The organism is Trichloromonas sp. (assembly GCF_041583255.1).
Lineage (GTDB): Bacteria > Desulfobacterota > Desulfuromonadia > Desulfuromonadales > Trichloromonadaceae > Trichloromonas.
On record NZ_JBFHGD010000025.1, the window covers coordinates 1 to 23,396 of the forward strand.

28 protein-coding genes are annotated in these 23,396 nt (G+C 54.3%); 8 read left to right on the top strand and 20 right to left on the bottom strand.

Annotated features, from left to right (window positions below):
• From ABYV89_RS03605 to ABYV89_RS03650, 10 genes are all read right to left on the bottom strand, one after another.
• Window positions 1-594, bottom strand: a 594-nt coding sequence (locus tag ABYV89_RS03605) for a Na/Pi cotransporter family protein (protein ID WP_432821561.1), incomplete at its 3' end; no start/stop codon positions are given.
• A 147-nt stretch (window positions 595-741) separates the two neighbouring features.
• A complete protein-coding gene (locus ABYV89_RS03610) occupies window positions 742-1,383 on the bottom strand; it encodes a hypothetical protein (RefSeq protein WP_432821562.1) in 642 nt (213 codons plus the stop codon).
• A gap of 31 nt (window positions 1,384-1,414) precedes the next feature.
• Complete coding sequence (locus ABYV89_RS03615) at window positions 1,415-1,891, bottom strand: cyclic nucleotide-binding domain-containing protein (protein ID WP_432821563.1); 477 nt, start codon at window positions 1,889-1,891, stop codon at window positions 1,415-1,417.
• Between the two features lie 5 nt (window positions 1,892-1,896).
• Window positions 1,897-2,379 (bottom strand): OmpA family protein, encoded by a 483-nt coding sequence (locus ABYV89_RS03620; RefSeq protein ID WP_432821564.1) that lies wholly within the window; start codon window positions 2,377-2,379, stop codon window positions 1,897-1,899.
• On the bottom strand, window positions 2,376-3,824 hold the full coding sequence (locus tag ABYV89_RS03625) for an OmpA family protein (RefSeq protein ID WP_432821565.1): 1,449 nt from the start codon (window positions 3,822-3,824) through the stop codon (window positions 2,376-2,378). The genes ABYV89_RS03620 and ABYV89_RS03625 overlap by 4 nt, the downstream gene beginning before the upstream one ends.
• 113 nt (window positions 3,825-3,937) lie before the next feature.
• A complete protein-coding gene (locus ABYV89_RS03630) occupies window positions 3,938-4,441 on the bottom strand; it encodes a gamma carbonic anhydrase family protein (protein ID WP_432821566.1) in 504 nt (167 codons plus the stop codon).
• A 250-nt stretch (window positions 4,442-4,691) separates the two neighbouring features.
• Entirely contained in the window at window positions 4,692-4,970 is a 279-nt protein-coding gene (locus ABYV89_RS03635) for an HU family DNA-binding protein (protein WP_432821567.1), read from the bottom strand.
• Between the two features lie 127 nt (window positions 4,971-5,097).
• Complete coding sequence (locus ABYV89_RS03640) at window positions 5,098-6,354, bottom strand: tetratricopeptide repeat protein (protein WP_432821568.1); 1,257 nt, start codon at window positions 6,352-6,354, stop codon at window positions 5,098-5,100.
• A 13-nt stretch (window positions 6,355-6,367) separates the two neighbouring features.
• The gene (locus ABYV89_RS03645) at window positions 6,368-6,934 is read right to left on the bottom strand and encodes a helix-turn-helix domain-containing protein (protein WP_432821569.1); all 567 of its coding nucleotides are present in this window, start codon (window positions 6,932-6,934) and stop codon (window positions 6,368-6,370) included.
• 40 nt (window positions 6,935-6,974) lie between these two features.
• Window positions 6,975-7,541 carry a helix-turn-helix domain-containing protein gene (locus ABYV89_RS03650; RefSeq protein ID WP_432821570.1) on the bottom strand — a complete coding sequence of 189 codons (567 nt, stop codon included), beginning with the start codon at window positions 7,539-7,541 and terminating at the stop codon, window positions 6,975-6,977.
• 187 nt (window positions 7,542-7,728) lie between these two features.
• On the opposite strand from ABYV89_RS03650, the gene bioB reads away from it, so the two are divergent.
• The 3 genes from bioB to bioA are packed head-to-tail and all read left to right on the top strand — an operon-like array spanning window position 7,729 to window position 10,802.
• On the top strand, window positions 7,729-8,715 hold the full coding sequence (bioB, locus tag ABYV89_RS03655) for a biotin synthase BioB (protein ID WP_432821571.1): 987 nt from the start codon (window positions 7,729-7,731) through the stop codon (window positions 8,713-8,715).
• Window positions 8,702-9,427: a dethiobiotin synthase gene (gene bioD, locus ABYV89_RS03660; protein WP_432821572.1), complete on the top strand. Its 726-nt coding sequence runs from the start codon at window positions 8,702-8,704 to the stop codon at window positions 9,425-9,427. The genes bioB and bioD overlap by 14 nt, the downstream gene beginning before the upstream one ends.
• 25 nt (window positions 9,428-9,452) lie before the next feature.
• Complete coding sequence (bioA, locus tag ABYV89_RS03665; RefSeq protein ID WP_432821573.1) at window positions 9,453-10,802, top strand: adenosylmethionine--8-amino-7-oxononanoate transaminase; 1,350 nt, start codon at window positions 9,453-9,455, stop codon at window positions 10,800-10,802.
• Between the two features lie 4 nt (window positions 10,803-10,806).
• Here bioA and ABYV89_RS03670 read toward each other — a convergent pair whose 3' ends face one another.
• Window positions 10,807-11,154, bottom strand: a complete 348-nt coding sequence (locus ABYV89_RS03670; protein ID WP_432821574.1) for a VanZ family protein — start codon at window positions 11,152-11,154, stop codon at window positions 10,807-10,809.
• A 152-nt stretch (window positions 11,155-11,306) separates the two neighbouring features.
• Between ABYV89_RS03670 and ABYV89_RS03675 the strand changes: the two genes are divergently transcribed.
• Entirely contained in the window at window positions 11,307-11,936 is a 630-nt protein-coding gene (locus tag ABYV89_RS03675; protein WP_432821575.1) for a lysophospholipid acyltransferase family protein, read from the top strand.
• 205 nt (window positions 11,937-12,141) lie between these two features.
• On the opposite strand, the gene ABYV89_RS03680 is transcribed toward ABYV89_RS03675, so the two are convergent.
• Both ABYV89_RS03680 and ABYV89_RS03685 read right to left on the bottom strand, forming a co-directional pair.
• Window positions 12,142-12,975: an alpha/beta fold hydrolase gene (locus tag ABYV89_RS03680; RefSeq protein WP_432821576.1), complete on the bottom strand. Its 834-nt coding sequence runs from the start codon at window positions 12,973-12,975 to the stop codon at window positions 12,142-12,144.
• A 57-nt stretch (window positions 12,976-13,032) separates the two neighbouring features.
• Entirely contained in the window at window positions 13,033-13,635 is a 603-nt protein-coding gene (locus ABYV89_RS03685; protein WP_432821587.1) for an acetate uptake transporter, read from the bottom strand.
• Between the two features lie 421 nt (window positions 13,636-14,056).
• On the opposite strand from ABYV89_RS03685, the gene yhbY reads away from it, so the two are divergent.
• Window positions 14,057-14,350, top strand: a complete 294-nt coding sequence (gene yhbY, locus ABYV89_RS03690; RefSeq protein ID WP_432821577.1) for a ribosome assembly RNA-binding protein YhbY — start codon at window positions 14,057-14,059, stop codon at window positions 14,348-14,350.
• 9 nt (window positions 14,351-14,359) lie between these two features.
• Here the strand turns inward: yhbY and ABYV89_RS03695 are convergent, their stop codons facing one another.
• The 3 genes from ABYV89_RS03695 to ABYV89_RS03705 all read right to left on the bottom strand — a co-directional run bounded on the left by ABYV89_RS03695 (window position 14,360) and on the right by ABYV89_RS03705 (window position 19,907).
• Entirely contained in the window at window positions 14,360-16,378 is a 2,019-nt protein-coding gene (locus ABYV89_RS03695; RefSeq protein ID WP_432821578.1) for a putative bifunctional diguanylate cyclase/phosphodiesterase, read from the bottom strand.
• Between the two features lie 132 nt (window positions 16,379-16,510).
• Window positions 16,511-18,547 (bottom strand): putative bifunctional diguanylate cyclase/phosphodiesterase, encoded by a 2,037-nt coding sequence (locus ABYV89_RS03700; protein ID WP_432821579.1) that lies wholly within the window; start codon window positions 18,545-18,547, stop codon window positions 16,511-16,513.
• 226 nt (window positions 18,548-18,773) lie between these two features.
• Window positions 18,774-19,907, bottom strand: a complete 1,134-nt coding sequence (locus ABYV89_RS03705; RefSeq protein ID WP_432821580.1) for a deoxyguanosinetriphosphate triphosphohydrolase — start codon at window positions 19,905-19,907, stop codon at window positions 18,774-18,776.
• Window positions 19,908-20,090: 183 nt separating this feature from the next.
• Here ABYV89_RS03705 and rsmD point away from each other — a divergent pair, with 183 nt between their 5' ends.
• The 3 genes from rsmD to ABYV89_RS03720 are packed head-to-tail and all read left to right on the top strand — an operon-like array spanning window position 20,091 to window position 21,374.
• On the top strand, window positions 20,091-20,660 hold the full coding sequence (gene rsmD, locus ABYV89_RS03710) for a 16S rRNA (guanine(966)-N(2))-methyltransferase RsmD (RefSeq protein WP_432821581.1): 570 nt from the start codon (window positions 20,091-20,093) through the stop codon (window positions 20,658-20,660).
• 5 nt (window positions 20,661-20,665) lie between these two features.
• The gene (gene coaD, locus ABYV89_RS03715) at window positions 20,666-21,157 is read left to right on the top strand and encodes a pantetheine-phosphate adenylyltransferase (protein WP_432821582.1); all 492 of its coding nucleotides are present in this window, start codon (window positions 20,666-20,668) and stop codon (window positions 21,155-21,157) included.
• Window positions 21,158-21,167: 10 nt separating this feature from the next.
• Entirely contained in the window at window positions 21,168-21,374 is a 207-nt protein-coding gene (locus tag ABYV89_RS03720) for a DUF1858 domain-containing protein (RefSeq protein WP_432821583.1), read from the top strand.
• Here the strand turns inward: ABYV89_RS03720 and ABYV89_RS03725 are convergent.
• From ABYV89_RS03725 to ABYV89_RS03740, 4 genes are all read right to left on the bottom strand, one after another.
• On the bottom strand, window positions 21,368-22,090 hold the full coding sequence (locus ABYV89_RS03725; protein ID WP_432821584.1) for a creatininase family protein: 723 nt from the start codon (window positions 22,088-22,090) through the stop codon (window positions 21,368-21,370). The genes ABYV89_RS03720 and ABYV89_RS03725 overlap by 7 nt on opposite strands.
• 25 nt (window positions 22,091-22,115) lie before the next feature.
• Complete coding sequence (locus ABYV89_RS03730) at window positions 22,116-22,841, bottom strand: 7-carboxy-7-deazaguanine synthase QueE (RefSeq protein WP_432821585.1); 726 nt, start codon at window positions 22,839-22,841, stop codon at window positions 22,116-22,118.
• 7 nt (window positions 22,842-22,848) lie between these two features.
• Window positions 22,849-23,220: a 6-carboxytetrahydropterin synthase QueD gene (queD, locus tag ABYV89_RS03735; protein WP_432821586.1), complete on the bottom strand. Its 372-nt coding sequence runs from the start codon at window positions 23,218-23,220 to the stop codon at window positions 22,849-22,851.
• Window positions 23,221-23,396, bottom strand: a 176-nt coding sequence (locus ABYV89_RS03740) for a DNA gyrase inhibitor YacG (RefSeq protein WP_432821588.1), incomplete at its 5' end; no start/stop codon positions are given. It abuts the gene before it with no gap.

Genomic DNA, 23,396 nt, shown 5'->3' on the forward strand with positions numbered 1-23,396 from the left:
GGTCGCGCTGCTGCTCTGTACGATGACGGTGAGAACGGCACCGATCAACACGCCGAGCAGCGGGTTGTCGCCGACCAGGTGGAATACTTGACGAAACTCTTCGCTGGACCTCACAGGGTCGAAGGCGTGCTTCATGGTGGTCAGGCCGAAGAAAAGGATACCGAAGCCAAGGACAACCTCGCCGATATATGTCCATTTGCGACTGCGCCCGAAGAGCTTGAGACCGGCGCCGATACCGATTGCCGGCAGGGCGTACTTGGTGATTTTAAAGGCAATCAGCTGGGCGGTTATGGTCGTGCCGATATTGGCTCCGAGGATGACGCCGATGGATTGAACCAGCGACATCAGACCGGCGTTAACAAAACCAACCACCATGACCGTTGTCGCGCTGGATGATTGAATGATGGCCGTGACCGCGAGGCCGACCAGGGTACCGACAATCCGGTTGTTGGTGAGCGCCGCGAGGATTTTCCGCATGCGGGCACCAGCGATTTTCTGCAGCCCTTCAGACATGATCTTCATGCCGAAAAGGAAAAGGCCCAGTCCACCGACCAGGCCGAAAACCAGTTTTTCGTTAAGTAAAACGTCCAGCATAGCTGTCTCCCAAAAAGGCTGTTCGGGCGAGATCCCCCACTGGCGAAACCCTCCGGAAAGAATTTCTACAGTCCGTTAACGGATCTATGCGTTGATCAAAGGAAGCATTTTCCACGTTAATAATCGGGGGCGACTATAGCGGAAGCATCACTTTTTTTCAATGGAAAAGGGGAGTACGAAATCGGCGGGAAGATTCATCGAGGTGCCTGGAAGGTAACCGCGCAGTTCGATGGTTTGCTTGGTTGAAAGATCGACCAGAAAGAAGATCGAGCCCGATATTTTTGCTCCGGGAACAATGGTGTCCGCCGGCAGGGTTCCGGCAAGCGTGTCCTGGGGATGGTTCTCGGCATAGTAAGGCAGCGCGCTATCGAAGGTACGAGCGGCCCCGGCTTTTTCGATATCCTCGAGATAATAATAGCCGACATAGGGATAGGGTATCAGGTAGGGAGAATTTTGACTGAGGATTTCCTGGATACGTTCGGGAGCGACCGGTCTGTACTGCATCCCCTCATTATCGATCAACAGGAACGAATCGAGGGGGATACTGACCTGGCGGTCGGAATCGTTGGCCACCGTCAGATTGAAAGAGGTCAGGTTGCTGTCCATCAGGTAGGGGGCCGCCTCGAGGTCCTGAAGGGCGGCCGTGATGGTTATGCCGGCCTTGGTTTCCGAAATGGAATTCGTTGCCAGGTCAACCCGGGCGGTCGCCGTAGACTGGGGGACAACGGCAATGCCGCAACCGCTGAGGAGAAAACAGGCCATTGAAATAAGTATCGATATTTTTTTCATTGGTGCCCTCCACCAGGTTGGTATGACAGGGTCAGTCCTTTCTACCCAAAGACCAGATCAGCATGTCGCGATATTCCTCGCTGCTTTCCCTGATCCGCTTGCTGAATATGCGGATGATATTGCGCATAAGTTTCAGCCCAAGCGCCGGATAGCTGTCACAGAGCTCTTCGAAATCATTCTTGCAGATGCTTAACAGGTGAGCATCTTCAATCACGCGCGCCGTCGCCGAGCGGGGCGCTACATCCAAAACCGCCATTTCACCAAAGGTATCATCGGGGCCAAGCACAACCAAGGTTTGCTCATCCCCCTCGGCCAGCATTTTTGAAATGCGGATCGTCCCCTCCTTTACCAGGTAAAGGGATTCTCCCGGCATGTTTTCGATAAAAACAGTCTTGCCAGCAAGTATCGACTTACCCCTGAAAAGCTCGGCAAGAGAAGCAATTTCCGCATCCGACATGTCGGCAAACAGGGCACTTTCACGCAGGAGGCTCAGATTGATCTGACTCATGATGTTTACCAGTTGAGGATAAGTTCTTTTACCGGAGCATCTTCAATATCCCATAGGTTGTCATAGAAGGCAATTTCGACGCGGCGACGTTTGTCTTCAGTAACCCCATTGTGGTTGTTATCACCACAACCGATGAGAAACGATCCAGTGTTGAGATTATATTTTTCTTTCATATAATTAATGACCGCCAGTGCACGGCTCATTGACAGCGGCACGGTGAATTCTTCGCTCCCTTCAAGAGGAGCGAATCCCTCTAATCGAACCACGACTTTTTTCAGGTCAAGCAGACTCAGCCGAGGAACAGCACTATCGATGCTCTGCTTAGCCAGGTTGGTCAGGGCAGAAGAACCTTGCTGAAAGTAAACAATCGATACCAGCTTCCGGCTGGCAAGAAAACGGGCGACTTCAGCCGGCACAGGATCCTTAGCAGAAACCGGAGATACGTTCATCAATGCAAATAAAAACAGAAAAGCAATGCATGGTCTCACTCTGCAACCTCCTGCGGACTGAGAATGAGGAGTTCCAGTCGACGGTTTTCGCTACGCCCTTCAGGAGATTCATTTGCAGCAATCGGTTTACTTTCGCCAAATCCCTTGACAAACAGTCGAGTGGGGGCAATGCCATCGCGAAGCACAAGATGGGTTGCTGCGGCAATCGACCGTTTGAGAGATAGTTCTTCATTATAGCGATCCGGACCAACACTGTCGGTATGACCATCGATCCGGACAATCAGCCACTTCCTCTCTTTGCGAAGTTCCTCAGCTATCTGCGACAGAACCTTTTCACCTTCCGCGGAGAGAGTATGCTGGTCAAATTCAAAAGTGAACTCGGGGAGCCTGAACTTGCGGTAAACAATCGCCCGTATCGGCTTCTCAGGGGTATTGGTTACAACGACGGGATCCGTCGATTCAACCGGCGCCACCGCCAGCGAATCGAGACCGGCCGTGCTGGAAACCGACAGTTTTTCTTCAGGGGTGACGATCACTTCTTCAGCAGGCGATTCAACAGGAATTTCCAATTTGGCAACCGGAGACGTTTTCACCGCCTGCATCGGAATAAGCGGCGTCAAAGTTTGCAGTTTGATCTTTTTGGTCGAATCGGAGGGTTCTGCCCCTGGCTCTTCCTTGACCGGTTCGATAACCCGGTCGATAGGATTGATGTAATTGCCCACCCCCTGGCAACCGGTGAGGCCAACCAGAGCACGCCAGTCAGGGCTGCTATCGGAGAGCCCGATACCGACACCGAAATTGAGGGTGAGATGTGGCGCCAGGAAATACTGTAAACCGACGGTGGCCTCAGCGGGCCCCTCTATCCCTTTGATTTTTTCGGATTTGGATTCCATTTCGGCAATCAGGCGCAAACGATATACCGGAAGAAACTCGAGACCGCCGCCGAAAAGCACCTGGTCATCATAGCTGTCGCCCTCGGGGGAATCGTTCGACAGGTAGCCCGCATTAAGGTGAAAACCGAACTTGCCCGGCTTGTAACTGGCGATGACGCGCCCCTGGTAATCCGTGAGCCCGTCGATAACCGGGTCATCCGCAATGGCGCGTTGAATCTGACCGTCCAGCGCAATTTTAAACGGTGATGAGCGCTTGCCTAAAACCCTGAATTTAAAACCGACATCGGCAAAGCCGCGACCGCTGTTCTGCTCGTCGTCGTTAAAGAGAAGATTGGGGTAGGACCCGTACGCTTCCATGAAGGTACCAAGCCCCATGGTAATGGTCACCGGAACGATCGTTACGCCGGTCCCGTCACTGCCCGAAGCGTAATTACCCCAGACTCCGATACAGATATTACCTGCATTGAGTGTTTCAGCCGAAGGCTGAGTCAGCAAGCCTGTTTCACCGCATTGGGTCGGATTGGCATAGACGTTCAGCGAAGACCCCGCCAACAGAAGCAACAGGAAAACAGTAACAGACCAGCTTTTCATGGGCCCCCTTCTCGTGTTCAGAACAAAGTTAAGCATATAACCGAGCCGTTAATAAATAACACTCCAACCTATTAAAATCAACCGGGCATTTGGCATTTAGATGGTTTGACGAGTTACCGATAGTCCTGCATGTATTCGATGTAGTTAGCGGCCGACTGCTTCAAGCGGTCAACTTCATCATCGGTCAACTCTCTCCGCACCCTCGCCGGCGACCCCATGGCCAGAGTACGGGGCGGAATAACCGTACCGGGAGTGACGACCGCACCGGCCGCGACCATCGCATCGGGACCGACCGTTGCACCATCCAAGATCACGGCGCCCATACCCACCAGGCAGCGATCGCCTATCTCGCATCCGTGCAAAGTGACGTTATGTCCGATGGTCACATCATTCCCGATGACCGTACTATGGGTCTGCCGCGTAACATGTACGACGGTACCGTCCTGGATGTTGGAACGGGCACCGATGCGAATGGAATTGACATCACCGCGAATTACGACGTTAAACCAGACACTTGAAAAGTCGCCGAGGGCAACATCACCGATCACCATCGCGCTGTTTTCAACAAAGGCCGTTGGTGCGACACGAGGCAACCTGCCACGGTGGGAGAGCAGCATCAGGATCTCCTTTCACCCGAAAGCGACACAAGTCAACCAGAATAAGCCTACAATATTCGCGCCAAAATACTGACCTGTCAAAGGCGCCCGCTGGCACAACAGTTCAAGTTTATAGCTTGCCGATATAGCGTAGTTTTTCAAGGGGACGAGGAAAAGCGGGGTGTTTTTATGACAAAAATCCCCGGATACATTTATGAGTCTCCGGGGATATGACGGACATGATGACGGACAGTTGGAGATATTGCTGATGCTAAAGGTTATTCACCCGCTCACGCAGTTCTTTGCCAACCTTGAAAAAAGGCAGTTTCTTGGGATGAACCTGAATCACTTCACCGGTCTTTGGGTTGCGCCCCATATAAGCCTTGTAGTCCTTGACGACAAAACTGCCGAAACCCCGAATCTCTATCCTCCCACCTTCGACCAGCGCCTCGGTCATTGAGTCGAATATGAGGTTGATAATCTCCTCAGATTTCTTGTACGTCAGGTTTTTTTTATTGGCCAGGCTCTCCACCAGTTCCGACTTGTTCATAACGCCTCCCTGAGGTAACACCCTGAAAGCAGCCATCCCTGCAAACAGGGAATCACAATGACAGAATCCTGCATGTGATTATACTTCACAAAGACCTTCTGTCAATAGTAAGAATATGAATTATCAGCTACTTACCCAAAGATTCGAGGATTTCCTCGGCCTCCTGCCGGAGAATGTCATCGAGCCCGGGGATTAAGAGTACTTTTTTCATCATCGCCTGACCGTCTTTACGCCACCCCAGAGCAAGGTATGTCTGGGCAATCCGCATGGGCCAGCGGGGGTTTTCCATATCCTGTCGACTCGTCCCCTTGAATGATTCCAGGGCCTTTTTCAATGATTTGCCCTGTCGAAGCCAAAATTCGGCAAGCAATACATGAGCACCTCCGCCGCATCCGCCACCCGGAAGGGTCGCCAGCAGCCTTTCAGCCTCGTCAAGCCGTCCGCCCTTTTCCAGCAAGGAACTTTGCAGCACAAGTGTTTCCATATCGACCGCACCGGCGGCGATTGCCTGTTCTCCAAAGCGGATAGCGGATGCTTCATCGCCCTTAGCTGCGCTGATCATGGCAAGACGGCTGCAGCAGAATGCGGGGGCGATTGCCGATGAAAGCATAGAGTGAAGACGGCTCTCTGCGGCAGGCAATTTGCGCGCGGAAAGGTCGAGAGAAACCAGTGTTTCCATGGCCAGCTCGTGGCGGGGGTTGAGTTCTATGGCGCGTTCGAGGTCCTTGCGGCCCTTGCGGTGATCATCCATCCTGACCAGCAAAGAACCCCGTTCGAAATAATAGAGATCATCCCGAAACGATTCGGCGACCGCTTCAAACGCAACCAAAGCCTCGCGTAGGAGTCCGTCATGAGACATCAGCAGAGCTTTCTTGAATTCGATGCCGGCCCCGGCATACCGCTCCATCCACTCGAGAGGATAGGATGACAATGCAAGCTCGAGTCGAGTCTCCATGTCCCAGCCAATGTCCCCTGTTTCGTCCGGAGTGCTCGACTGACAACCGCTGGTGCAGCAACTACTGGCAACGGAAGCTGGTGTCGTGACTTTGCCTGAAGAACTCCGAACATCGTTGAGCAATTGCTCGGCGCGCTCTTTCAGCTCGGTGGCTCGTGCATATTGCCCGGCCAGGGTGAAGTGCTCGCCAGCCCGCTCCTCCTCGCCAGCCCGGAAACAGGCTTCCCCCTCAGCCAGGTTGATTTCGGCCAGGCGGTTGCCGGCAAGTTCAAGACCTGACTCAAGTTCGGCCAGACTGTGCCCAGGCAGACTTTCGCGATCGAGACACTCCCCTTCGCGCAAAACGTCAGCCCAGCGCTGCTGCGATAGAGCTCGTTTCAGCGTTGAGAGCGGATCGCCACCGCCAAAAATTTTATTCAATAATCCCATTTAAAAAAGACTTTCAGATCGTGGTAAACGGAGAGAGAGTCCAGATCACCTTGGCATCGTCATCACCGATATTATCCCAACGATGCGGGAGGTGGGACTTGAAAGAAATGCTGTCGCCCGCCTTGAGCAGGTGCCGTTCGCCGGCGATAGTCACCTCAAGATTCCCCTCAAGTACATATATCAGCTCATCTCCCGGATGATACATGTTCTGGACCCCACTTGTCCCGCCTTTTTTTACCGTACAGAAAAACGACATAAACTGAGGGTCGCGAAGCCCAGAAGTGAACGATTCCGTGTGCATATTGTGCTCGTCGTCATAAACCGTCTTGTCCCGCCCGCCAGGCGAGGTGCAGACGATCTCATGGGTCGTGGTGACCTCTTCGACAAAATAGTTGATGCTCTTGTCAAACACACCTGCAAGCTTCATCAGGATCTCTACCGAGGGGATCGTCAGGCCCCTTTCGATTCGTGAAATCATATTGGATGAGACTTTTGACTTTTCCGCCAAGTCCTGAATTGTCATATCCCGCTTCAGACGTATTGACTTAAGTTTTTTACCTACGATCTTTTTGATCTTCATGCGTTCTCTCCCTTGTATCAACCGAAACCGAATTCAAATCTCAGTGGGCCAGATTCGGAGCCGGCGACACGACCCACATCACCACGGTCTGTCCGCCATGGAGGTTTTTCCACGTATGCGGAAGAGAAGCCTTGAAGGTCAGCGAATCGCCTTTTTCAAGCTGGTAGCGATCGCCATTGACGACAAATTCGAGCCGACCCTCAAGGACAAGGGCAAACTCTTCACCGGTGTGAATCATTCCGCCTTCGCCACTGCTGCAGTCTTTTTCGAGCGTATCGTAAAAAACGGCAAAGTTCGGATCGCGTATCCCCTGGGTCAAGCTGGTGATCTGGTGCTTGTCTTCAAAGAAAAAGATCGGCTCGCCCTGCCCGCTCGGGGTGAACACGACGGTAGAACCCTTCTCCGCCTCTTCCACAAAAAAATTGATACTCATGCCGAAGGCATTAGCCAACTTCATGAGGATTTCGACTGACGGAACCGTCAGGCCACGTTCGATACGTGAAATCATGTTGGATGACACCTTGGAGCGGTCAGCCAGTTCCTGTATAGTCATGTCATTTTTAAGCCGTGTTGACTTGAGCTTCTTGCCGATAAGTTTTTTTACCATAACCACCCCACAATTAGCGTAAATAAAATAGCGTTTTATCACCAGTCAAAAAAAGTGTCAATACGATATGAGAAATAAATTCCATATTTTGGTAAATCCTTAACGGTACACTTGTAAACCTGGCCAACTTACCGGTTGACAATTAACCTGAACCCCCTATAATCACGCGAAATAAAACGGAGGACTTATGAGTTTTTCAATTCATGCCATTCTAAAAAAAGCCCAGGAAGACAAACCGCTTTCCACGGTGGAAGCGCTCGACATTTTGCGCGCAAAGGGCTCAAACCTGAGTTTTATCCTTGCCGGTGCCCATGCCCTGCGGGAAAAATCCTTTGGTGGCCGGGCCGAACTCTGTTCCATCATCAATGCCAAATCGGGCCGATGCGCCGAAAACTGCGCTTTTTGCGCGCAATCCTCGCACCACAATGCGCAGGTTCCCGTATATGCGCTCAAGTCCAGAGATGAGATTGTTGCGGGAGCCATCACCGCCGAAAAGGAAGGTTCCCACTGTTACGGGATTGTCACCAGCGGCACCCGGGTTACTCCGGGGGAAGAATTTGACCGCCTGCTTGCGGCCATCCGGGAAATCCGCGCCACCACCCGCATCGCCCCTTCGGCCTCACTCGGTATTCTCGACGACCTGACGGCGGCGGCGCTGGCCGACGCGGGCTGCGTAACCTACCACCACAATCTCGAAACGGCCCGCTCCTTCTTCCCTCAGATCTGCTCGACCCACGCCTACGACGAGGATGTAGAAACCGTTAAAGTAGCCAAACGGGCCGGCATGAAAGTCTGCTGCGGCGGGATTTTCGGCCTCGGCGAAACCCTTGAGCAGCGGGTCGAACTGGCGATGACGCTCCGGGAACTGGACGTCGACTCGGTCCCCTTGAATTTCCTGAATCCCATCGAAGGGACCCCCCTTGCAGGATCTTCGCATCTGACACCGATGGACTGCCTACGCATCATCGCCCTCTTCCGCTACCTGCTCCCCAGCAAGAGGATCAGCGTCTGCGGAGGCCGGCAGCAGAACCTGCGTGACCTGCAATCATGGATGTTTATGGCCGGAGCAAGCGGGACCATGATCGGCAACTACTTGACAACCTGCGGACGAAACCCGGAGGATGACCTGCAGATGTTCAAGGACCTGGAGATAGAAACCGATGGCTGCTGCTAAAACAACAAAAGGACTCTTCGTCACCGGGACCGACACGGGGGTGGGCAAAACCCTGGTCTCAGCCGCCCTGGCGCTCTTTCTTCGGCAGCGGGGATTGGATGTCGGGGTAATGAAGCCTGTTGAAACCGGGGTCGACAATCCGGACGCCCTGGGCAGCGACGGCAGCCTGCTGCAGTGGGCCGCCGCCAGCCTCGACGAACCGGAACTGATCTCGCCCTACCGCCTGCGGGCGCCACTGGCCCCCTCGCTGGCGGCCGAACTGGAGAACGTCCGCATCGATTGCGGCCTGCTGGCCGAAACGGCCAACACGCTCGCTTCGCGGCACGACTATCTGATTATCGAAGGAGCCGGCGGCCTGATGGTTCCCCTGGCTGGCGGGGTCCTGCTGGCCGATCTGGCCAAAACCATCAATTTCCCCCTGCTGACCGTCTGCCGCCCCAGCCTGGGAACCATCAACCACACCCTGCTGACAATCTTCGCAGCCCGCACCATGGAGATCCCCCTGGCCGGTTTTTTGATCAACAACATGCCGCCCTCACCCGGCGCTGCCGAAGAGTCGGCTCCCCATACCCTGGCATCGCTGGCTTCTGCCGACCTGCTGGGGGTACTGAATCATGCGACCGGCACCCCGCAAGAACAGGCGACCGCCCTGGCCGGGCAAATGGAAAAGCTCCCGTCCCTCCCCTGGCTCCTTGCCGGCCTCGGGCTCTGATATCGAACATAGACAGGCATTGAACATGAACAAAAAAGAGATCCTGGAACTCGACCGACGGCATATCTGGCATCCCTGCACCCAGGAAAAAGACCTGGAAGCGCTGCCGCCGATCCCGATTGCTCGCGGCAAAGGATCTTTTCTCTATGACCTTGATAACAACCGTTACATCGATGGGGTCTCATCCTGGTGGGTCAACCTGTTCGGCCACAGCCACCCCCGCCTTAATCGGGCCTTGACGGAGCAGACGGAAAAGGTTGCCCACCATATTTTTGCCGGCTTCACCCATGAACCGGCGGCGGCACTGGCCGCCGGCCTTTGTGAAATCGCCCCGGCCGGGTTGAACAAGGTATTTTTCACCGACAACGGGTCCGCCGCCGTCGAGGCCGCCCTGAAGATGAGTTTTCAGTACTGGCAACAGGTCGGCCGTCCGGCCAAGACCCGGTTTGTCTCGATTAGCGAAGCCTACCACGGCGAAACCATCGGCGCCCTGTCGGTTGGCGGGTGCGACCTGTACCGGAGCGTCTATCGCCCCATCCTTCTTGACGAGTTCCAGGTGCAGGGACCGGACTGTTACCGCTGCCCGTACCGACTGACCCGGGACAGCTGTCAGGCCGAATGCATCGAGGCCATGGAAGAACTGGTCGAACGCGAGCATCAGCAGATTGCCGCGATCATCATCGAGCCACTGATCCAGGGCGCGGCCGGGATGCGAATCTATCCCGCTGTCTACCTGAACAGGCTGCGAGAACTCTGCGACCGCTGCCAGGTCCATTATATCGCTGACGAAATCGCCGTCGGCTTCGGCCGCACCGGCAAAATGTTCGCCAACCACCATGCCGGGGTGAGCCCCGATATCCTCTGCCTATCCAAGGGGATCACCGGCGGCTACATGCCGCTGGCCGTGGTCATGACCACCCAGCAGGTCTACGACGCCTTCTACGATGACTACCAGAGCTTGAAAGCATTTCTCCATTCTCACTCCTACTCGGGCAATCCCCTGGCCTGTGCCGTGGCCTGCGAAGTGCTGAATATTTTCAGGGATGACCAGGTTCTGCAAAAACTTGAGCCGAAAATGGCCCTGCTCGATGCCGGTGCGGCCAGGTTCGAAGCCCTTCCCCATATCGGCGAATTTCGCCGCTGCGGCATGGTGGCGGCCGTCGAAATGGTACAGGACAAAAATAAAAAAACCCCGTATCCCTGGCAGGAGCGCCGAGGCTACGAGGTTTACCAGCGGGCACTGCAGAAAGGGGCCCTGCTGCGACCACTCGGCAATGTCATCTATTTTATGCCGGCATTGAACATCGAAGAACAGACGTTGCAGGATCTGCTCGATATCGCCTTCGAGTCGGTAGTCGCTGTCTGCGGCAAATAGCCGATTAACCCTTGTCCCGCCTGTACATGTTCAGTCCTGCGATGCCGGCGAAAAGGGCTCCGATAGAGTCGGCGAGCAGGTCGCCCCACTCGCAGATTCGGCCGGTTCCGGCAACCCCCTGCAGCACCTCGAGCAATCCGCCAAATCCAATTGCATAAACAACGGCAATCCCCCACGCGTACCTTGCCGGCAAATTACACATACAGAGAAAACGACCGGTGGCAAGGACCAGAACACCATAGGCCAGAGCATGCTGGGCCTTGTCCCACCCCAAAACAGGGGCATCGAAAACAGGCGGCGATGAGGTCAGCGATAACCAGAGGATTCCGACCGATACCGTGAGCAGAAGCATAAATCGAACAAAAAACCGTACATTTAAACTTGGATGTGACATGTCAATTGGCCTAAAGGGTTGTTTGCGCTTTATCGGATTTGTAATTGCTGCGATATGACTGAAGTGGTATATATCATATTCGGATTTACTTCAATCAGTGAGGAATTATTTTGAGAATCTCTTGGCTAAGACGTGCCTGGGTCACTTTTTCAGCTTATATCATAGGATTTTACGCCTCACTGTTAAACCGGTTTCAAGTTGTCGGCGATGACAATATTCCACGTTCCGGCGGAGTCCTGTTGGCATCCAACCACATTTCAGGCTATGAGACCGTCTTTCTCCCCTGGGCAGTGGCGCGACGATATCCGTTTCAGATGCTCTGGGCTCCGGCCAAGGAAGAACTCTTCAAAAACCCCATACTGAGCTGGTTGTTTCAATCCTGGGGAGCGTTCCCGGTCAGGCGTCGGAGGGATGTGCGGGCGGGAAAAACGTTGAACGACCTGCTGCAGACTGAAAAAGTCATGCTCTTCCCAGAAGGGACCCGCCACAGAGACGGCAAGCTGGGGCCGGGAAACCGCGGAGTCGGGAAAACAATCTACGAATCGCGCCCCCAGGTCGTTCCTGCGGCGCTGAGCGGTTTGAATCACTGGAAATTCCCCGGATTCGGCCAGCATGCCAAGGTCGTATTCGGCAAGCCGATCGATTTTTCCGATCTGTACGAGCTAGAGGACTGCAAGGAAACCCATCTGCGCATCGTTCAGCGGGTCATGAGCTCCATCGGTGAATTATTGGAATCCTAGATAAGATGCATTCGCAAAAAGTCTTGCGATGGCTAAGCAAAAATTTCGACCGACAAGGCCTGGTGTTTTTTCGGAGGCGAAGGCCTACATCAGGTAGGTCGAGATTCTGAAAAAACACCGTAACGCCGTAGGGCGGACTTTTTGCGACGCCATCAGATAATGCCAACAAAAAAGCCCTCCGCTCTGGAGGGCTTTTTTGTTGGCATCAGGCCACCTTCTGCAGTGAAATTTTTTTGTATCGTCGGTGTCGCACCCCGACAAGAAATTCGATCAGACAATGGTTGAAATTTTCCGTTTGTTCCAGATTAACCATATGGCCAGTTTCCGGAAGTTCATAGCCAACCCCCAGGGGCAGGGCCAACGCGAGATACCTGCCGTGCTCCGGTGAAACGATACGATCGGCCCCGCCGCTAACAGCTAAAGCCGGCTGAAAAAACTCACGAATTCTGGGGGTAAAGTCCTTCCTGTCGCGCATGGCCTGCAGACCCCAGATCAGGCTGTGCTGATCCACTTCGCCAACCCACCCCCTCAAGGTACGGGCCAAATCCGGGCAGCGTGATATCGCCTCACCACTGAGCAGTTGGGCGCAAAGGGTATCATTAACCTCTTCTCGGTGCCCTGCTGACAGCCTGTCAATGAGTTCCGAACGTTTCACCTTTTCGATCATGTCATCGCCGCGGCTGCGGCTCGAAACGAAACAGGCCCCAGCGACCCTGGTCGGATAACGGTCCAGCAGATGAAAGAGCACCGATCCACCCATCGACGCACCGCAAAAGGCCGCCCGGCCGATGCCGAGATAATTAAGAAGTTCGACCACGTCCGTGGCCAGAGTCGCCAACGACCAGGCCGATTCTGGGATCTGGCTCTCGCCAAAACCTCGAAGGTCCGGCAGGATGATGCGATAGCCCGCATCGACGAGATCGGCGACCTGAGGTTGCCACATACGGCGATCAAAGGGAAAACCGTGAATCAGAACAACCGCCGGACCAGTGCCAACATCATCATACGCGATTGACATTCCGTTGATGTTTGCCTTCATCCTCACATCTCCTTCTCGGGCATCACAGCCAGTTGGACTATAATTTTTCCAGGGAGTTTAACGGGGTTGCCCGCCGGGAAGCACGGTCCGCCCGAAGACCTGGTTGACAATCAATGCCGTGCCGGAATACAGGGCGGCGCAGCCACCAGCGAGTCCGCAATAAGCGGCAAACCGTCCGATCATGATCGAACCGGTAGCCTCCCCCAGTGAAAAGATGGCAAAATAAGCGACCAGTGAAATGAGAACCAGTTTTACCGAGCGACTGATCTGCCTTGCACTGGAGAACAGGATGAGGGTAAAGCCGCCCCACAGAAGGAAATATGCTGAGAGAACCATTGAGTCGGGGACCACTCCGAAGCCGGCTTCAGGCAGAACAAAAAACCCGACCAGCGACAGCCAGAACAGCCCGAAAGAAACGAACGCCGCAGCGCCAAAAAAGTTATTTTTATGCCACTCCATCAGTCCCACCGTTATCTGCGAAACTCCGCCGTAAAAAACGCCCATGGCCAGAATGGTGACATCGACCGGAAACAACCCGGCTTGAAACAGGTTGAAGAATATCGCACACAAGCCAAACCCGAACAGGCCAGAAGAAGAAACCGATGACTGGCAACTGGCAGAAAATGATGATTGGCCAAACTGCAAATGAGCTTTATTCATCAAGGGGCACCTCCGATACATGGGTAGACGGACATTTTACTCAAAAGTCTATACAGCAATTGATATACCATTGTTCTACCATTTGCCTTGCTTTTTTATTTTGCAATGATTACGGCTACTTGAACTGACAGTTTTAGCGATTTGCCTGATTTGCCACTGCCTGACAATTTGCAGTTGTGCAAAATCATAAAGCGCACTAAAACCCATACTTGACAAAACAACAGGTAATCGCACCAGCACTATTTGAATATGTCCAATATTTTCGTGTAGATATGAATACAGAGCAAAGCGCTCCACCTAAGCGCAAAACACCTTTCTATGTTTTGCATTTATGCAAAAGAAACTATTTTGCAAAAGGATTGCAGGAGTTGGCCAATTGCGTATAATGCCGGCATTCGGAATAAAGGAAGGGAATACAGCCATGATCAAATTAACAGGCAAGCAAATCAGGTTTCTGAAGGGACTGGGACACCACCTCAACCCGGTTGTCATGATCGGCAAGGAAGAAATCGGCCCTTCCCACATCGCCTCCCTTCAGGAAGCGCTGCAGTTCCACGAACTGATCAAGGTGAAGATACAGGAAGGTTGCCTGCTCGACAGAAAAGAGGTGGCGGCGATCATCGGCGAAAAAGCCGATGCCTCGGTGGTGCAGGTTCTTGGGCGGACGATTTTACTTTACCGCCCCAGTGAAGATAATAAAATAAAGCTCCCCTGACCTGAAACATCAGGGGGGGGGCTGCTGCGCGGCCAGCAGGGATCTGAATTCATCGACGGACAACGGCGGGCTGAACAGAAATCCCTGAATTTTGTCGCACCCCTTCGATTCCAGAAACTGGCGCTGCGCTTCACGTTCTATCCCCTCGGCTATCACCTGAATATCCAGGGTATGGGCCATGGCGATGATGGCCGCGGTGATCGCCCGATCTTCGTGATCCCCGGGGATGCCGGCAATGAATGATCGGTCGATTTTCAGAGTCTGCACCGGAAACTGCTTGAGATAACTCAGGGAGGAATAGCCGGTTCCGAAATCATCAATGGTCACCTGCACCCCCATATCCTTGAGTCTGTGCAATATCTTGATGGTTTGCTCCACGTCCTGCATCAACACGCTTTCCGTAATCTCTACCGCCAGCCAGCGAGCATCCAGTCCGGTGCTTTCCAGTACTGAGCCGACTAGTGCGGCTATGTCGTACTGATAAAACTGCCGGGCCGAAATATTCACCGCGACTTTCTGCGCGGGAAACCCTTCCTCCTGCCACTGTTTATTCTGGGCGCAGGCCGTCCGCAATATCCATTCGCCGATCGGGGTTATCAGCCCGGTCTCTTCCGCCAGGGGAATAAAGTCGAGCGGCGGCACGGGCTTCTGCCCAGGATAGTTCCAGCAGACCAGGGCTTCCATGCCGCTGATCTGCCCGAGCCTGAGGTCAAGTTGCGGCTGATAACGCAGCGCGAACTCCTCCCTCTCAAGCGCTTTATGCAACTTGTTTTCAAGTATCAGGGTCTGCAGGGACAACTGCGTCATTTCCGGATAATAGAACTGATAACCATTGCGGCCCATCTCCTTGGTGCGGCACATGGCCGCATCGGCATTCTTCAACAGGACCTCGGCATCCACGCCATCGTGGGGATAGATGGCAATCCCGATGCTGGCCGTCAGGTGCAATTCATGGCCGGCGAAGGACAGGGAACGCTTCAGACAGGCCAGCAGCCGCTCGGCATATCCGGCCGCCTCTTCGGGGGACCTCACTTCGACCAGCAGCGCAAATTCGTCATCGCCGAATTTCGCCAACACATCTTTTTCCGAAATTTCACCCCTGAACCTTCTTACGATCTCCTTGAGCAGCAGATTGCTGTTGAGGTGCCCCAGGGTTCTGGAAAAGGCCTTGAAGCGGTCAAGGTCGATCAGCATGATCGCCAACGGCATGGCACTTTCAGTGCGCCCCGAAACGGTACGGGCGAGCTTTTCGGAAAAAGAGTACAGGTTCGGCAATCCGGTTATCTGATCGTAATAGGCCATGTCACTGATCATGGCCTCGGCACGGAGCCGTTCCATTTCAGCCGATGCACGGGCGGCAAAGATCTGCAGAAACGAGGCGATCCGCTGCGGTCGTGACAGCCGCCGGCAACTCATGACGGCGATCAACCCCATCGGCCGACCGGTCGAATCGACTAGCTGCGTTCCGGCAAAGCCCTCTATGGACATCTGCTGCAGAAAACTGTCGTCCGGGTACTGTACCTTTGCGCCCGAGGTAATGAAATAAGTACCCTTATCAAGCAAGGCACAGGGGGAATCGGCCAACGCACAGGCGAAGTTTTCCATCGGTTTGCCCTGGGAAAATACAGCAACGGTCTCTACTTGATGGCGCCTATCCCCCACGTACCTGCCGACGATGGCCACGTCGGTTTCAAGCGAATGACTTAATTGCTCAACCAGGTTGGCGAAAAAAGCCTCGCCGACTTCTGCGGAAATCCCGAAAACTACCTTGCGCATCAGTTCTTCATGGCGTGAATGAAAAAAGACGTAGCGCTGCACTATCCCGTACAGCAAAGCGCTGGAAACGACCACGAACAGCCATCCCTTGTAGGTCTGGAGCAGGGTCAGGGTTTGCGGATCGTCAACCAGGGCGGCGAGGATCTGATCTGAAAGCAGAATCCACAGCCCTGAGACGAGCAGGTAGGCCAGCGCAATCCGCACGGCGATTGTCCTGTAATGGGGAAGATGCTTGGCCAGGTTCCGATTCATTGATTGCTCCATCCTGACAACATTAATACATGTCGCACCGACAAGAATGTCGAGCCATGATCGAGATTTAAAAAGTTTACCTTAAAAAGGGATAAGCAGAAACGGCAAGAGGATAAGAAGAGAAAAAAGCGATCAGGGGTGATCGATGACCAGAAGACTGCGCCCCAGCATCTGGCGAATATTTTCGGCGGGGACAGGAGGACTCATGAGGAATCCCTGGAAACGATCACACTGCTGGGATCGGAGAAATTCGAGCTGGGCCGGTGTTTCGACCCCTTCGGCGACCACCTCCAGGCTCAGATTGTGCGCAAGAGAAATAACGGCACTGACAATTGAGGTGTCATCGGAATCTTCACCGATATCCTTTACAAATGAACGGTCAATCTTCAACGCGTGCAACGGGAACCGTTTGAGGTAGTTGAGCGACGAATAGCCGGTGCCAAAATCATCAATAGATATCTTGACGCCGAGTGCCATCAGCCTCACCAGTTGATCGATAGTGGTCTCCAGGTTCTGCATTAAGATGGTTTCGGTAATCTCGAGTTCGAGGTACGCCGGGTCCATCCCTGTTTCTTTAAGAATTCCGGCGACGACATCCGGCAGATCCTGCTGCTGAAACTGTTTTGCCGACAGGTTGACAGCCATTTGAATGGGAGGCAGGCCCGCACCACGCCAGCGCAGGCTCTGCTCACAGGCCGCCTTGATCACCCATTTGCCGATCGGTACGATCTGCCCGGTTTCTTCTGCCAGGGGAATGAAGTCGGCCGGCAGAATCAGGCCGCGGTCAGGGTGCTGCCAGCGCAGAAGAGCCTCAACGCCGGTGATGTGGCTGTTTTCAATAGCATACTGGGGCTGGTAATGCAGAATCAGTTCGTTGCGGACCAGCGCCTTCCTGAGATCGTTCTCGAGACCCAGGCGGGTGATGGAAATGGCGCTCATCTCCGCAGCAAAGAACTGGTAGGTGTTCCGGCCGACTTCTTTGGCGCGGTTCATGGCCGTGTCGGCATTTTTCAGCAGGCTATCGACATCATCGCCGTTCTCAGGCGAAATGGCGATACCGATACTCAACGCAATGTGCAGTTCGTGCCCCTGGATTTTAAACGGGGGTTTCAGTGAATCGAGGATCTTGGATGCAATTTTAGCGGCATCCTGCTTCTGGGGCAGCCCCTGCAGGAGGATCATGAACTCGTCCCCGCCAAGCCTGGCCACCAGGTCATCATGCCGAAGGCAGCGGGTCAACCGCACGGCCACGGCCTTGAGCAGCAGATCGCCGACGGCGTGCCCGAGACTGTCGTTAATATTTTTGAAACGATCAAGGTCGAGAAAGAGAACCGCCTTGATTTCCGACTTCTGCTTGGCGTGGATCAGGATCGGGGCGAGTTGTTCAGCAAACATCCGCCGGTTGGGCAGGCCGGTCAATGGGTCATACATGGACATGTAATCGACGGCTTCCCGGTTGACCGCCCCCTCCAGGGCCGCGGCGGCGCGAACAGCGAAGAGTTCTAGCATCGATTCAGCCAGACGCTGGTTGCCCAAGGCCCCTGCCCCGGCGACCGCCATCACTCCGAGACCTCGCCCTGAATGGTCATTCAAGGCAATACCGACATAATTGTCAATTTCCATTTGAACGGCAAGATGGTCCAGCGGGAAGAGTTGTCTAAGCTTCTCGGGAAAGCACCCGAAACCTTCCTTGATCGCAATACCGCAAGGAGTTCCTTCGAGGTCGAATTCCAGGTTTTCAACATGTTGACCATGGGAAAAAACGGACACGGTTTTGACCCGCTTGCGGCTTTCATCGGTAAATCTCGCGACAAACGCATAATCGGCGTGGGTTGTTTCAGCGAGGCTGCGCACCAGCGCCGGGAAAAACTCCTTGCCCTTTGCTGATCCGACGTTGCGGATCATCAGGTAAAAATGATCTTGCTGAGATCGCAGGGTGGCCAGAAAACGCTGGCCAAAAACTGCTAAAACCCCGGCACTGAGGGTAATCAGGGCTACATCGAAATAGAGTGCGAGGCGGAAGTGTTTTTGCGGATCGTTATATAAAAGGCCGGGAAGTGCATGGGAGACGAAGACCCAGACAAATCCCAGGCCAACGTAGGACAGGATAATGAGGCGAATAAGCCCCTTGGTTTTAAGGGGACGGATGTCATCAAAAGAAAACTTCATCGGGAAGACCCTCAGCAAGGCGAAACCAGGTATTCCATAAAACCGGTTCCGTCAAATAGCCGAACAATGCCGTTTTTTACAGGGTCTTATTCATTTTAAAGCGGATATCCAGGAGGCATGACCAAGACAAATTAATACAACCTTCTGAAATAGTTTAAACATTTCACTCACAAAGAAAAAACATACAGATAAGTGAGCAATAAACACGCCAAGAGACCGGGGAACCCTATACCCTTTCGTACGGGTCAAACAGCCGCTTGTATTCATCCATGGCGTAGCGGTCGGTCATACCGGCGATATAGTCGCAGATGGTACGCTCCTTCCCATGCTGCTCGAATTTTTGCTGGCAATCAGCCGGGAGCAGCGATGGCGTTTGCTGATAGCTCTCGAATAGCGCATGGAGAAAACGTTCTGCCTTGATCCGCATCCTCTCCACCTTATAATGACGGTAGAGCTTTTTCCTGAGGAAGACCTTCAATTCGTTATTCATTGCACGCATTTCAGGGCTCAGCAAAACCAGGCGCCGGGGGCAGTTGCGAACGTCGGCTATATCCATGATTCGATTTTTTTCGAGTTCATGGCCCGTCGAGCGAACCAGGTCTTCGATCAGGGCACCGATCAGGTGGCTGATGGTTTGATAGACATGCCGCTCCGGATCGATTCCTGGAAACTTGTCGGCGACCCTGGCATGGGTTTCTCGCCAAAGGGCCAGCGCTGAAAGCTCTTCAGTCGTGATATAGCCGGCCTTGAGGCCATCATCGATATCGTGGTTGTTGTAGGCAATCTCGTCAGCCAGATCGATGATCTGCGCCTCAAGAGTGGGACGGCGGCCAAAATCGTATTCTGCCACGGCCTCGTCGGGGGCCTTGTCATATTCGGAAGAGTGCTTGATGATCCCCTCGCGGGTTTCCCAGCACAGGTTCAATCCATTGAAGAGGGGATAGCGCTCTTCAAGAACCTCGACGACCCGCAAGGATTGGCGATTGTGTTCAAACCCGCCATGATCGGACATAAGCTTGTTCAACACGTGCTCGCCAGTATGACCAAAAGGGGTGTGCCCCAGGTCGTGGGCCAGCGACAGAGCTTCGACCAGGTCTTCGTTGAGTCTGAGTTTCCTGGCAATGCCGCGCGCGATCTGGGCGACTTCGAGCGAATGGGTCAATCGCGTGCGATAGTAATCCCCTTCGTGATTGACGAAAACCTGGGTCTTATATTCCAGCCGACGGAATGCCGCACAGTGAATGATGCGGTCCCGATCCCGTTCAAAAGCGGGTCGGTTATCCTTGAAAGGCTCCTGGTGACGGCGACCACGGCTGTCTGCACTGCGCGCGGCGTATAGGGCGAGATCGGTGCGCTCCATCGGCTTGCTCCCGGGAAAAATAATGAAATTTACTGATTCATTTAAACGTTTGGGGCGTCTGGATGTCAAGGCCGAAGACGGCTATAATCTTGACGTCATACCATCACTGTGCTAGTTTTTTCAAAAACTTACAACATTCAATAAGTCTCATTTCAGATTTAGCGAAGAACAAAGGAAACGCTTGTGCGCATCATCAGCGGTACTGCGAGGGGCAAACGCCTCGCAGTCTTTCAAGGGGCATCCATCCGCCCTACCCCCGACAAGGTGCGTGGCGCTATTTTCAGCATGCTGTTCAGCCGTATCGGGTCGTTTAACGGCAAAAAGATCCTGGATCTTTGTTCCGGTACCGGGGCCATGGCGATTGAGGCACTCAGCCGGGGAGCCGAGTTTGCCTGGCTGGTCGATAACGGTGCAGAGTCCGCCCGGATTATCCCTGCCAACCTGACGGCCTGCCGCGTCGAAGAGCGGGCGACCTTCATCCTCTCAGACGCCCAAAAGGCTCTCCGACTCCTTGAGCAGCATGGTCCTTTTGACGTCATATTTCTCGATCCTCCGTATGGCAAGGCGCTGGTCCCTGCCCTGCTCGACGGGATTTCGGCAGGAAACTTCCTGTGTGATGATGGCATTGTCTGTGCTGAAGCGGCCGAAACGGACGAAGTGCCGCAGCAAGTCGGCGCCCTCAACCGGGTCTTGTCCCGCAATTACGGGATCACCACTGTTCACATTTACAGCCATTCTGAACCAGAGGTCTGATTATAATGAAAAAACATGTCGCCGTTTATCCTGGTTCTTTTGATCCGATTACCAACGGCCACCTGGATATCATCAACCGCGGTCTGGAGGTCTTCGATACCCTGATTGTGGCGGTCGCCCGCAACTCTGAAAAAAACGCCCTCTTTTCCATTGAAGAACGTGTGGAAATGATCCGCGAAACCCTGGGCGACAATCCTCGCCTCAAGGTCGATTCGTTCAAGGGACTGCTGATTGACTACGTGGCCCGTCAGGAGGCCCGGGTTATCCTGCGGGGCTTAAGAGCGGTTTCCGATTTCGAGTACGAGTTCCAGATTGCCCAGATGAACCATTCGGTCAACAAAGAGATCGAAACCCTGTTCATGATGACAGCGGTCCCCTACGGCTACCTCAGTTCATCGATCGTCAAGGAAATGGCCGCACTCAACGGGCCGATCGACCCTTTTGTGCCCCTTCCCGTCAAGGCGGCACTTGACAGGAAATTCGGCAGAGCCTCGTAAAGGAGGGCGCATGATCACCCGCGATATGATTATCGAGAAAGTGATTCAGAAGCATCCTGAAACCATCGCCGTTTTTAAAAAGTTCGGATTGGACTGCAACGAATGCCAGATTGCGGCCTATGAAGAGGTGGAGCACGGGGCGGGAGTGCATTCAATCGATGTCGAGGCCCTGCTGACTGCGCTGAACCGGGCTGTTGCCCAGGGAAACCGTCAGTAACCCTCGAGTTGTTCCAACTGGGTCACCAACCGGTCCAGCGCCGCGACGACAACGGCTTCCAGGCGCGCTCCCTTTTCGGCCGTGGCCAGGGTCGGGTCGCCCCATACCCCGCCGGGCCAGAAATTGCGCTTATTGCGCACCAGGATTCCCTTAGGAAAACGAGGAAATTCCCGTTTCCCCTGCCCTTTCACCAGGTGCGGATGCGTATGAAGTATCCGCGACGTCTCGATTTCCCCCGCATGCGAATCCCCGTCCGTCTCGATGATGTCCCGCCCCTCCGATGAAGCCAGCATGTATTCGGTCAGAACCGCGATACGAAGATCGGCGAACTGCTCCAGCAGGCGTTCGCCGGCATCGATCAGGGCCGAGGTGTGGGTTCCCCCGGCATGTCCGGTAATGAGCACAAAGTGGCGCAAGCCCTGCCGATAGAGTGACGCAACGATGTCGCAGGCCAACGCCTTGAGGGTTTCGGTGGAAATGGAAATGGTGCCGGGATGGGCCGATGTCGACCGGCAGACGCCGTACGGCACCGCCGGAGCGATGAATATGGCTCGCAGATCGGCCAGCTTTCTTCCAACTTCAACCGCGTGCAGGGTGTCGGTCGACAGCGGCAGATGATCGCCATGCTCTTCGGTCGCGCCGAAGGGGATCAGTACGGTTCGGGTTCTGGACAGGCCTTCGGCGAATTCGGCCATGGTCATTTCTTCAATAATCATCCCTGCTCCTCATGCCGCTGAGAGACTATAAAACGCCGACAAAACGGTGGGTCTGCGGAATTACCCGAAGCAGCGGATGAATTCGCGCGGCGCGGGTCTGAAAATCAAGCAGGGTCCGACCGGACATGGCCATGCCACCGTCCCTGGTTACCGGCTGCAGCACCAAGGGGACGGCAGGAGCGACCTCGTGCAGCAGGCGAGCCGCCTGCTCAAGTTCCTCAATCGGGGTCTCTTCACCCACGACCGCCTTGACCTGGCAGCCCTTCTGACGGGCAAGTTTCAGAAACCTGCGATGGTCGTCCCAGGGCGTAGCCACACCGGTCATCGAGCAAAGTTTGATGTCCATGGAAATAAAATCGAGGAAAGGAAGCAGCGGCTCCAGAGACCTGGCCAGGGTACCGTTGGTTTCCAGGTGAACCGGGAGCAGTTCAGACAGGGAGGGGAGCCACTGGCGAAGAGACTCGGCCTGCAGGAGAGGTTCGCCGCCGGTCAGGCTGATCGAATGATGCACCCCGGGGATGGCCTGCAGCCAGCGGTACAGGGTGTCGTGCAGCAGGTCGAGAGGAACCGGGTTGGGGATGCCACAGAAAAGACCGGAACCGGGCGCATCCTCGATGCGGCAGCTGTCGGTCGGCGCGAAAGGAGTGTCGCAGTAGCTGCAGGCCAGGTTGCAGCCGGCCATGCGCACGAAAATCTGGCGACAGCCGACCATCAGCCCCTCGCCCTGAATCGAGGAAAAGACCTCGATCAATTGAGCATCAGTCTTCCATGTAGCTGGCGCAGGCATATTCTGATTCCCAAACGTTGACCTTGAAAACTTTCACGTTGCCGTTGTTCAGCCGCTTGCCGAGGGTTTCATAGAGGAACCGGGCGATATTTTCAGAAGACGGGCTGGCCTCGATAAAGGGTTCGATTTCGTTGAGATATTTATGGTCAAGCAGATCAAGGACCGCATTGGTTTCCCGCTTGAGGATCTTGAAATCGATGCCGAGCCCGGCCTTGTCCAGTTCACGGGCAGACACGGTCACTTCGACTTTCCAGTTGTGTCCGTGCAGATTTTCGCAGTCCCCCTGGTAGTTGATCAGGTTGTGTGCCGCGGCAAAATGGGTATGAATGGTGAGATGATACATCTATGACTCCTCATCGTAAGAATCTTCCACCGGAGACGGGCTGCCGGCAATACGATATTCCTCATCGGCCCATCGGCCAAGATCAATAAGTTGACACTTTTCCGAACAGAACGGACGATATTTATTGTCATGCCAGCTGACACGGACCCCGCAACGGGGACAACGGACCTTGAGTA